11 protein-coding genes are annotated in these 9,932 nt (G+C 39.9%); 6 read left to right on the top strand and 5 right to left on the bottom strand.

The genetic code is table 11. The annotated features are described in order from the left end of the window. Positions 1 to 54: 54 nt before the first annotated feature. Positions 55 to 1,590 (bottom strand): AAA-like domain-containing protein, encoded by a 1,536-nt coding sequence (locus tag HWQ44_RS10420; RefSeq protein ID WP_292718221.1) that lies wholly within the window; start codon positions 1,588 to 1,590, stop codon positions 55 to 57. A gap of 535 nt (positions 1,591 to 2,125) precedes the next feature. Between HWQ44_RS10420 and HWQ44_RS10415 the strand changes: the two genes are divergently transcribed. The 4 genes from HWQ44_RS10415 to HWQ44_RS10400 all read left to right on the top strand — a co-directional run bounded on the left by HWQ44_RS10415 (position 2,126) and on the right by HWQ44_RS10400 (position 4,269). Then, positions 2,126 to 2,368: a hypothetical protein gene (locus tag HWQ44_RS10415; RefSeq protein ID WP_292718219.1), complete on the top strand. Its 243-nt coding sequence runs from the start codon at positions 2,126 to 2,128 to the stop codon at positions 2,366 to 2,368. Positions 2,369 to 2,755: 387 nt separating this feature from the next. Then, positions 2,756 to 3,610, top strand: a complete 855-nt coding sequence (locus HWQ44_RS10410) for a hypothetical protein (RefSeq protein ID WP_292718217.1) — start codon at positions 2,756 to 2,758, stop codon at positions 3,608 to 3,610. Between the two features lie 24 nt (positions 3,611 to 3,634). Beyond that, positions 3,635 to 3,988 carry a hypothetical protein gene (locus tag HWQ44_RS10405; RefSeq protein ID WP_292718215.1) on the top strand — a complete coding sequence of 118 codons (354 nt, stop codon included), beginning with the start codon at positions 3,635 to 3,637 and terminating at the stop codon, positions 3,986 to 3,988. A 158-nt stretch (positions 3,989 to 4,146) separates the two neighbouring features. Beyond that, positions 4,147 to 4,269, top strand: a complete 123-nt coding sequence (locus HWQ44_RS10400) for a hypothetical protein (RefSeq protein WP_292718213.1) — start codon at positions 4,147 to 4,149, stop codon at positions 4,267 to 4,269. 74 nt (positions 4,270 to 4,343) lie between these two features. On the opposite strand, the gene HWQ44_RS10395 is transcribed toward HWQ44_RS10400, so the two are convergent. The 4 genes from HWQ44_RS10395 to acsF form a co-directional block, all read right to left on the bottom strand. Continuing rightward, positions 4,344 to 5,072: a transposase gene (locus HWQ44_RS10395; RefSeq protein ID WP_292718211.1), complete on the bottom strand. Its 729-nt coding sequence runs from the start codon at positions 5,070 to 5,072 to the stop codon at positions 4,344 to 4,346. Then, positions 5,069 to 5,407, bottom strand: coding sequence for a hypothetical protein (locus tag HWQ44_RS10390; protein WP_292718209.1), 339 nt, complete (start codon positions 5,405 to 5,407; stop codon positions 5,069 to 5,071). Before HWQ44_RS10390 ends, HWQ44_RS10395 begins: the two co-directional genes overlap by 4 nt. A 25-nt stretch (positions 5,408 to 5,432) precedes the next feature. Next, positions 5,433 to 5,558, bottom strand: coding sequence for a hypothetical protein (locus HWQ44_RS10385; RefSeq protein WP_292718207.1), 126 nt, complete (start codon positions 5,556 to 5,558; stop codon positions 5,433 to 5,435). Between the two features lie 89 nt (positions 5,559 to 5,647). Next, the gene (acsF, locus tag HWQ44_RS10380) at positions 5,648 to 6,724 is read right to left on the bottom strand and encodes a magnesium-protoporphyrin IX monomethyl ester (oxidative) cyclase (protein ID WP_292718205.1); all 1,077 of its coding nucleotides are present in this window, start codon (positions 6,722 to 6,724) and stop codon (positions 5,648 to 5,650) included. 421 nt (positions 6,725 to 7,145) lie between these two features. Here acsF and HWQ44_RS10375 point away from each other — a divergent pair, with 421 nt between their 5' ends. After that, positions 7,146 to 7,862, top strand: a complete 717-nt coding sequence (locus HWQ44_RS10375; protein WP_292718203.1) for a heme oxygenase (biliverdin-producing) — start codon at positions 7,146 to 7,148, stop codon at positions 7,860 to 7,862. A 157-nt stretch (positions 7,863 to 8,019) separates the two neighbouring features. Continuing rightward, positions 8,020 to 9,402 (top strand): oxygen-independent coproporphyrinogen III oxidase, encoded by a 1,383-nt coding sequence (gene hemN, locus HWQ44_RS10370; protein ID WP_292718201.1) that lies wholly within the window; start codon positions 8,020 to 8,022, stop codon positions 9,400 to 9,402. The last annotated feature ends 530 nt before the right edge of the window (positions 9,403 to 9,932 follow it).

Raw genomic sequence — 9,932 nt, 5'->3', positions numbered from 1 at the left:
GCAGGGAGAAAGAGGTTTTCCTGATTTTTGCACGGATGCGGTAATCATAAGTAATTAACCGGACTTGATATAACTGTTGATTTGCGGCAGGCGATCGCAAAAAAACGGCCGAAATAACTCGCAGGCGAGACTTGCCTTCATATCATGCAGATGCACTAACCCCATCTTGTGCAACTGGGAACCTGCCTCTGCTTCGCAATCTATTGGACTTGACTGCCTAACAATTTCTGTAAACGATGGCAATAAATTGGGATAGCGTTGCAGGTTCCACCATTGCTGTTCTAAGTGGTCTGCATAGATGGCTCCGGCGATCGCAGAATTTGTTAAGAGTTCTTCCAGGGTTATTGTCTGTTGTTGTAGGTAATAAAATGCTAACTCCAACCGATAGGGATGTCCCCCTAGCAGAGCGATCAGGCGGTGGGCTTGTGACGCGGTTATCTCCTGTTCGCACCTATATGCTAGATCCTGCACCTGAGCAGAGGTAAACTCAGGTAACTCAATCACCAGCCCAGTATTCAAGAGAGAAGGATCGATCAAGGGAGGTATCAGGATTTCAGTAGAATGAACCGTCACTAGTCGCAGCTTGTGCCAAGGATTAATGTCTGCATCACCTTCTTTGGCTTGCTCCGACCAGGTTCGTAAAAGTAGGAGAAATTCACGCGCAATGTCGGGGTAGGCAAAAAGCTGGTTGAGTTCATCGATCGCAATGACCAGGGGGCGATTCCTTCTTGGAGACGCTTCGCCACCGAGGTTAACTAAGATAACATCCTCGAAATAATCGGTGGCGTTCGATTTGCTACCCAAGGAGTTATCCCAAAAATTAGTGATGCCTACGGCGGGATGCACCAAAGCATTTGGCAAGTTTAACTGCTTGCTGACTCTGGCACAGAACCATTTTAGGAAGCGATCTAGGTTTTGTAAAATCTCGTCGTTGGCAAGTTGCAAGTTCACGGAAACAGTGCGATCGCCAAGAGTTTCAGAATAAGCCAGGATACGGGCCATTAGTGAGGTTTTGCCCATTTGCTTGGGGGCGCGGATGTTGATCGACGCACCGGGTTGCTGGATGGCTTCGTAACAGAGGGATTCGAGGATGGGACGATCAATGTAAAAGACTGAATCTAGTGGTATCTGCCCTCCTGGTGGGTTTGGGGAACGAGGGTACAGATTGTCTGGCGTTCGGCTCTGCCGTCCCTTCGGGAATCGTTCCATTTTGTGGATTTGCCTTACATTGCTGCGAGAATCGCATACTGCTTCAATGCAGCCGCAGGCTTCAGCCTGGGACATTGAGCCAATCTCGGTAAGACTGTTTTCATGAGGCTCCAGGTAGAAATAATCGTCCTTTAACAAGGTTATATTAAAGGCATTGAAACAGCACTCCAAGGTTCGCTTATCAACTCCTACTGAGCCATTAAAGACCTTACTGAGGGTATTGGGGGTTAAACCTGTTTTCTCACTAAGGTCTTCGAGAGTATATCGTTTAAAGTTTTGCTCAATTTCTAACTGAGCTTTTGCCTGATTGAGTTTCCTTGATCCTTGAGCCGTCAGAGTCGCACCCCGCCGCCGGAGATGATTTTTCGATTGTAATTGCATTTTTACTAGGAAATAAAGTATAAAAATGTGCTTAGTAATTTGCTTACTAAATATAGATAACTGATGCACTTTACAAATTTATGCAGTATAGTTACAAATCTTAAGTGGTTAGGCTATTGAGTAAAATTGGCACGTTGAGCCTGTTGCCATTAGGTTTCTAAATTGGCAAATACAGTATCAGAATTACATTTTGCTTACAGTGACATCAATAATTTCGCACGACTACTTACGGATGCAATTCAAAAAAGTCTATTCTCAACGCGCCTGGGAGTCGAAGTTTGCTCTGGGAAAGGTAAACAGAAGCAAGCAAGTTATTAACTTGGGGGTTTTTCCAAAGTTAAGAACGCCGTTAAATGAATGGTTGCGAGGCACTTAATTTTTCGGTAACTGAAATCAATATGGGGAACGGCTTTGGGGATTTGTTGCTGCCATATCCTTAACTTTTTTCTTAAAGTTGCAAACCTTGGTAGTGTTAGGAATCGGGAATCTGTAGTGTTGATTCATATAAAGCTAATATTAGCCTTCTGGAGGTTGTATGACTTTTGTAATTCCTAATGAAAATAGCCAACCCAATCCTAGTCCTCACGACACTAACCCAATTGAAAGCCAAATTATGGCAATGAGTACTAAAGAAGATTTGCAGCGAGAATTAGACTCAGTTCGCGCTAATTACCAAAAATGGCAAGCCCAAGGCGATCAGACTGCAATAACAACACAAACTAGACTGGCGCAAATTATTCATCTCCGTGCTAATCAGATAGGAGTTCAATTAACGTAACACTAGTAACGCTAATACTGGATACTATTAATGGCTCTTAAGGTTGTAATCTATTGAAAATATATGTGGGGTTATAATTACTAGAAACATGTTTTAATTTGAATATCATCATTTCCATAATTCCTCAGCATCATAGAGGTGAGAATTAGAGCAAGGACAATCTTAATTGTGGAAAAATATTCATTAGACTTATCCATAAATGAGCATTTAAGCCTTGGATCAGAAGGTTAAAAATTTAATTTTAGGATAAGTCTATTTAATATTTTTAACAAGCAAAGGTTTTCCGTAAGTTTCGAGAAAATTACAAGGCGAGTGCTATTTAATCACAAGGCAATATTCGTAATTGTCTGAACCTAAATCAGCATCTCTAGTATATAAGAGATACTCATGATAAAAAGATTTCATAAAACAGCGGCAATATTTGCTACTATCGCAGCTTTAACAAGTGGTTGTCACTCTAGAGAAGGGTATAAACAATTAGCCGAAGTAGGAAACAAATATTCTCAAGCAGTTGACCAACTATTAATAACTGCTGGCAATATTAAAATCGACAAAACTTCTGAAGAGATTTTAGATAAAAAAATAAGAGACAATTATGTAAGCTCCACTGACTATCAAAAGATTTCCCAACCTGCTAAGGTACGATTAAAGCTTCTCAATGAACTACGAAATCACAACCGACTTTTAGAAGCTTATTTTTCTAAACTGCAAGAGCTAGCATCTTCTGATGCACCTAATGAAGCTAAGACAGCAATTGCAGGTATTGCAGATAATCTCAATAGTAGTGGTGCGAGCCTTCAAAGAATTCAAAGTGTAATTGTTTCACCTTTAGCCACAATAGTTCTTGATTCTCAAATTAATGGCGCACTTGGAGAAGAATTAAAACAGCGTAAAGAAATAATTTTTCAGGAGTTAGCAATACAAGAAGAACTACTAAAATTTCTTAGCGAAGATATCCAGGGAGATGTAGAGAGAATACAAGAGCTACAGGAACAGCGCCTTGTGATCCAACCACTTACTCAGCTACAGCCCATTCCTGATCAAGAGCAATGGATTGCAGAACGGAGTAATATCCTGACAATGAACATAAAAATTGAAGGACTCGTAAGAGCAAGTAATACCTTAAAAGAATTCAAACAGACTTTCCAGGATTCCCTTGAAGGAAAAACTTCCGTTACACATCTCAATTCTGTTTTGAAAGATATTGATTCATTTTTAATGTTAGTTGCCACTATTAAATAGTTAATATTTATGAGAAGTAGAACTATGACAAATCAATTCATTAACGAAACTACAAACGTTATTGGCATACTTCAAGAACAGATTGACATACTTAAAAAACAGAAAAAAGTATTTAAGACTGCTCTGGATAAAGAAACTGAACCAAATAACATACAAATTTTGACAAATACCATCTCGGACTGTCAAATCCTCATTGATAACCTAGGGAATGAAATTTTGCAAGGTTTGACAAACGAATTAAAACAACTTGAACCCCAACTTAAAGAGGGGCTAAAAAATTTAGAGGAGGTACAACAAAATATTAACAATACAGTTAATATTTTGAATGCGGCACAGCAAGTTACAAGTATAGTAGCGCGAATATTAGTATTATTTTAGTTGGTATTGCAACGAGAGGGTTATACAGTGCGATCGCACCTGGAAGTACTTCTCCCAAATGATGTCAAACATGAGCTTGAATGGCGAGTGAAATCGTTTCCATAGGCGAGTTGTGAGAGGCGAAGACTTATTCATAGGTGATGGTTGATAAGTGTGCGATGTCTGTTTCTCCAAGTGCGATCGCAGTTACTAATAAGACAAAAACCGATTTGCCATCCTACTCACGTCTCTTAGGATATTTAGCTATGAAAACCATGCAATTGATTATAAAATTCGAGTGAAGAGATTCCCAAAGTAGACTTGTAAATTCAATTAATGTATGCAGTTAGGGACTTGCAATAAAATAAGATACCAATCAAACTGGGACAATCGTGATATCCCATTTGGGTAATGTTTCAGAACGTTGCCAGAAAGGTTGATATTGTTCTAACTCTTGTGAAAGAACCTTAATTCCTTTTTCATAGGTGGTTTCAACCAGATGTACAATGGGTGCAATACCTTTCCAAGTCATATTAGAAGCCCAATGTAGTGCGGTTTCAACAGAATCTAAAATCGCGCCATTCCAATAGTTTTCTAAAGTAGCCCAACACCGTTCTATCGGATTGTACTTGCTATGGTAGGGAGGATAGTAAATCAGTCGGATTCTTAAATTAATCGTATCAGACAGTTCAACCATGCGTTTGATAAATTGTGTGCGGTCACTGCGAGTCGCCGCACCGCCATCGAGATCAATCACCCATTCATCAAGCTCAAGGTAATTGTGTTGATTCTCATGCCACCAAGCGGTTAAACAATCGACAATAAAATCACTAGTTTCAGCCGACTGACCGAAGTAAATTGATAGCTGCTGGCTGTGTGTGTTGAGAATACCAAATGGAACTAAGACTTCTTGCCACTGTGTATCGTGGTCATCAGCGGCTTTTGCCTCCAGTGTCCGGGCTTTACCACCTCTAGAAAGGTTCCCAATCTTCACTTTGGCTTTAGTATCAATAGACACTCTCAACGATTTGTGATTCTCATCTGACGCCTGATTCTCCCGGAACACATTCTCAAATATGGCATCTGTTTGGGGAATCTTTTTCAAGGGCTTGGTTTTTTGTGTTTTTTTAGGCGATACCCCAAGCCATTAAGAATCGTCCCTAGGGTTTGGCGAGACGGTAATTCGCTCTGGTCGTATCCCTTTTCACCTAACAATGCCTCTCTTACTGCTCTGGCACTAATGCGCGCATACAGAAAAGTTGATTGAAATTTTGGGTCGGTTTGGGCTTTAGCATCTACCAATGAACGAATATCCGATTCTAAATTGGGCAGAATCTCAATACTCTTGTGTCTTCCTCTTGCCTGATAGTTATCTACACAGACTATCCCCGTCCGCCGTTCATCCAAGCCAAGTTGTACACTCTGGCGATTCCACCCCAACACTGTTTCTGCTTTGCGGGCTGAACTATCGAAGTAATCTTCGGTGAACTTTTGCCATGAAGTCTCTTTTGCGACTGCCAGTTAGTTTTTTGGCTGCATCTTTAAAGGTAGATTTGATGGTGTCAGTCAGCATGACTTGAGGGATTTCCATTCTAGAGATTTAGTGGGGGTTAGTAGATCCGCACTTCCTAAATATTCTAGAATGGCTGGTACTTTATTTTTTCGCAAGTCCCTTACCAGTTAATGAACTGTCCCTCTCAATGATTCAGCATCGACGGGTTTGATTAGGTAAGTCTGCAATAGATGTCCAACAATGGAGGCTATCAAAGGTAATTTTTGGCAGAATTTTACAATTGGTGAGCGATCGCTGTTGTTAATCTCTGCTAATTTCAGATTAAGGTCAGAACACTTCTCCAATCGTCGGAAAAACTCTGGATGATTTGTATTCAAAATCAACGGAAAAGCCCGTGCAGCGGTGTTATTCGTCTCTTCAATGACTCTGGTATTATATTCGCGCGGGTCTATCCCAATGGATTGATAAAATGTTGCGCGTTCAAATACCGTCAAAGTGTGAGTAGCAAAAACAGTCAATAAAAAGAAACGCACCCACAATCTAGCTCTCCAATTGTTCCATAGTTGAGGTTGCGATCGCAGTAGCGCTTTGAAAAAATCTCCATGTCGATTTTCATCCTGACACCAACTCTCAAACTTGCGGAACAAGGGATAAATTTGGTGTTCTGGATGTTTTTCCATGTGGCGATACACCAAAATATAGCGCCAGTAGCCAATTTTCTCCGATAGGTAGACTGTGTAAATAATCCACTCTGGCGGAAAGAAGGTATAAGTGCGATTTTTGGTTAAATAACTTAAGTCAAGGGAAAGATTAAAGTCTGCCATTGATTTATTCAAAAATCCTGCATGGCGTGCTTCATCTCGGGCCATAAAATTAAACGCATCTGCCAGAATGGGATTGCGGTTTTTCAGACGGCGCGATAATTCTTTGAACAGCAGGAATCCTGAAAATTCGGAAGTGCAAGAACGTTCCAAAAAGTCAATAAAGGCGACGCGTGTTTCCCCGTCAATGTGATCCCAGCACTGCTGAAACTCTTCATCACGGACAAAGTGATGACGGTTATAGTCTGCTCGTAACTCCTCTACAATTGCCAATAACTCTGCTTCCTGCGCCGAAATATCCAACTGCGCCGCAGCTTCAAAGTCAGTGGTGTAAAACCGGGGTGTTAGTAATGTTTCCTGAACAGGTGCTTTCACACCTGACTTCAGCAACTCAGGTTTGGAGGTTTCCAGAGACTTAACCATAAGAATCCTTTTATTATTTTATGCCTCAAAAGTTATATAACCATAAATAGTCTATTGAAGACATCAGTTAAATTATTGAAAGTAAATTGTGAGAAATAAACTTATCGTTCATCGTTTCAGGAGAGTTTAAATGCCTATCTCACAACCATTTTTGTTACTACTCAACTGGGATGTGCCTGAACATGAGCATCAGAAAAACATAAAAAAAGATTAATATCTTTATAGTTATATATAAATTAATAGTTAAATAATCTTAGGAGAAATAAAAACAGCTGGGATTTGCATCGGCAGTGGTACTTGCTGGATAGAGTGATGCAGATCCAGTCTAAACCTAGAATAACAATTTTTTAGCTGGCCCTGGCAGGCATCGTGAGTCGGTGACTGCCCAAAAACCTTGCGTTTGAACATGAAGGAAGCAAAAATGAGTAGCAATCTAGCCATCAAACTGCGTTCTGGAACTCAACAAGCCCACACATCAGCAGAAAATGTGGGATTTATGAAATGTTTTCTGCAAGGAGTTGTGGATAGAGGCTGCTTCGCCAAGTTCTTAAGCAACTTGTATTACGTCTACAGCGAACTAGAAGCGGCATTAGAGAGCCATGTAGAGCATCCTGTGATTAGTGCAGTTTACTTCCCCGAACTTAATCGCCAATTCTCGCTCGAAAAAGATATGGTGTTCTATTATGGGGATAATTGGAGAGAGCAAGTTACACCCTCACCTGCTGCCCAGAAGTACATTGACCGCATTCGGGAAATTTCTGCTAGTGAACCAGCCTTATTGCTAGGTCATGCCTACACTCGCTACATGGGCGATCTCTCAGGGGGTCAAATGCTACAAAAAGTTGCTCAGTCAGCTTTGAAGCTTTCTGGCTATGAAGGCACATCCTTTTACAACTTTGAGCAAATTCCTGACAAAAAGGCATTTAAGGATAAGTATCGTCAGGCATTAAATGCATTATCCGTTGATGATATAACAGCAGAAAGGATTGTTGCAGAAGCGAATAATGCCTTTGCATTGAATTTACAGATGGCTCAGGAACTAGAAGGAAATTTAATTAAAGCACTCGGTCAAGTTTTGTTTAATAGCCTTACTCGTTCTCATAATTCAGGTAGCACTGAAATAGCTGCGGCTAATTAATTTTGTCATTTGTCATTGGTTATTTGTCATTTGTCATTTGTCATTGGTCATTTGTCATTGGTTATTGGTTATTTCCCACTCATCGCCCCACTCCCTACATACAGACGTGATTAATCGCGTCTCTACCTACTCCCCTCATTCATTGGAAAGCAACTCAATGGTTTTTCTATTACCTGGTGTCAAGTTTGATCTGGATCTGATTCAAAAGTACGACACTCGCGCACCTAGATATACCAGTTACCCACCGGCTACAGAGTTAAGCGAAACATTCACCGAAACTGATTTTAAGGCCGCGATCGCAGCATCGAATCAACGCAAAACTCCTATGAGTTTGTATTTCCACATCCCCTTTTGCCAAAGTGCTTGCTACTTCTGCGGTTGTAACACAGTAATTTCTAACAACAAGAATATTGCTAAACCTTACGTGGAGTCTTTGGTTCAAGACATCAAAAACACCTCAGCTTTAATCGATCCAGACAGAAAAGTGCTGCAAATCCACTGGGGAGGTGGTACTCCTAATTACTTGGAGCCTCACCAAGTAGAATTTTTATGGAAAAACATTAATCGCTATTTCAACATCGACCCAGAAGCAGAAATCTCAATTGAGATTAATCCCCGCTATATCGATAAAAATTACATTTTCTTTTTGAGAGAGATTGGATTTAACCGCATTAGTTTTGGCATTCAGGATTTTAACCGCCAAGTTCAAGTAGCTGTAAATCGTGTCCAGCCAGAAGAAATGCTCTTTGATGTCATGAGTTGGATCAAAGAAGCTAAGTTTGAAAGTGTAAATGTAGACCTAATTTATGGTTTACCCTATCAAACTCGTGAGACGTTTCGGGAGACGCTGCAAAAGACTATTGAATTAGATCCTGACCGAATTGTAGTCTTTAACTTTGCCTATGTACCGTGGCTCAAACCGACACAAAAAAATATTCCTCAAGAGGCGCTACCCCCAGCAGAGGAAAAGTTAGAGATTCTGAAAATGACCATTGAAGAATTGACGAATAACCAATATCTATTTATTGGGATGGATCATTTTGCTAAAACTAATGATGAACTAGCGATCGCTCAACGGAATGGGACTCTCAAACGCAATTTTCAGGGCTATACTACCCACGCTGAAACAGAATTATTTGGCTTTGGTGCTACATCTATCAGTATGCTAGAAGATGCTTATGCTCAAAACCACAAGGAATTAAAGGATTATTATCAGACACTAGCAGCAGGTGCTTTACCTGTTAGTAAAGGAATTAAGCTAACTCAAAATGACATTATCAGACGGGATGTGATTATGGGTATTATGTCTCACTTTCAGTTGCATAAGCAAGACATTGAAAACAAATATCAGATCAATTTTGATGAATATTTTTCTGAGGAACTAGAGGCGTTAAAACCACTAGAAGCAGATGGTCTAGTCAGTTTATCAAAAAATCAGATTCAGATTACAGACATCGGGAGATTGCTAGTAAGAAATATTGCCGTCATATTTGATACTCACACAAGAATGCTAGAGACAAAATTCTCCCGTGCAATTTGATATCACTTATCTAAATATTTACTAATTTTTATTCCCTCAATCTACCTGAAAAATAACGATTGAGGGGATATTATATAGGGAGCATCTCAATGAGTGTAAAAACACGTCTGTCCTGGCGAATGGAATTCGCGGCTATACAAACAAAACCCACCTACGTGGGTTTCAAATTCTTTGAGTCTGCGTAGGCGGACTTCGTTTTTGTAGCCGTGATTTCTAATCGCCTGGTATATTTGCTTCGTTTGTGTAGCCGCGATTTCTAATCGCCTGGTATATTTGCAAACGTGAGATGCTTCCTATTATATATTCAATTGTCACAAAAAATAGTGTGAAACAAAGTACATTTTTATGAGTAAATAATTTTAACGCATCCCCAAAAAGTTAGACAAAATGTTTATGTCTTAAGATAGAGATAAAATAATATAAATTAATTAGTTTAATTATGTCTATTTTTACAGTCAATAAAGTCTAGGATTAGATATTTAATAACTCATGATTTCATCTATAAAAACTGGCGTTTAGCATTTTAATGC

This window comes from Nostoc sp. JL34, from assembly GCF_017114945.1.
Taxonomy (GTDB): Bacteria; Cyanobacteriota; Cyanobacteriia; order Cyanobacteriales; family Nostocaceae; genus Nostoc.
Note: the sequence above shows the minus strand (reverse complement) of the source record. Positions and strands in the feature narration are given on the sequence as shown.

Bases quoted from the DNA above. Each gene is read 5' to 3' on its own strand.
- HWQ44_RS10385 (WP_292718207.1), bottom strand. From the start codon at position 5,558: ATGGAAATCCCTCAAGTCATGCTGACTGACACCATCAAATCTACCTTT.
- HWQ44_RS10410 (WP_292718217.1), top strand. From the start codon at position 2,756: ATGATAAAAAGATTTCATAAAACAGCGGCAATATTTGCTACTATCGCA.
- HWQ44_RS10400 (WP_292718213.1), top strand. From the start codon at position 4,147: ATGTCTGTTTCTCCAAGTGCGATCGCAGTTACTAATAAGACAAAAACC.
- hemN (WP_292718201.1), top strand. From the start codon at position 8,020: ATGGTTTTTCTATTACCTGGTGTCAAGTTTGATCTGGATCTGATTCAA.
- acsF (WP_292718205.1), bottom strand. From the start codon at position 6,724: ATGGTTAAGTCTCTGGAAACCTCCAAACCTGAGTTGCTGAAGTCAGGT.
- HWQ44_RS10405 (WP_292718215.1), top strand. From the start codon at position 3,635: ATGACAAATCAATTCATTAACGAAACTACAAACGTTATTGGCATACTT.
- HWQ44_RS10420 (WP_292718221.1), bottom strand. From the start codon at position 1,590: ATGCAATTACAATCGAAAAATCATCTCCGGCGGCGGGGTGCGACTCTG.
- HWQ44_RS10375 (WP_292718203.1), top strand. From the start codon at position 7,146: ATGAGTAGCAATCTAGCCATCAAACTGCGTTCTGGAACTCAACAAGCC.
- HWQ44_RS10415 (WP_292718219.1), top strand. From the start codon at position 2,126: ATGACTTTTGTAATTCCTAATGAAAATAGCCAACCCAATCCTAGTCCT.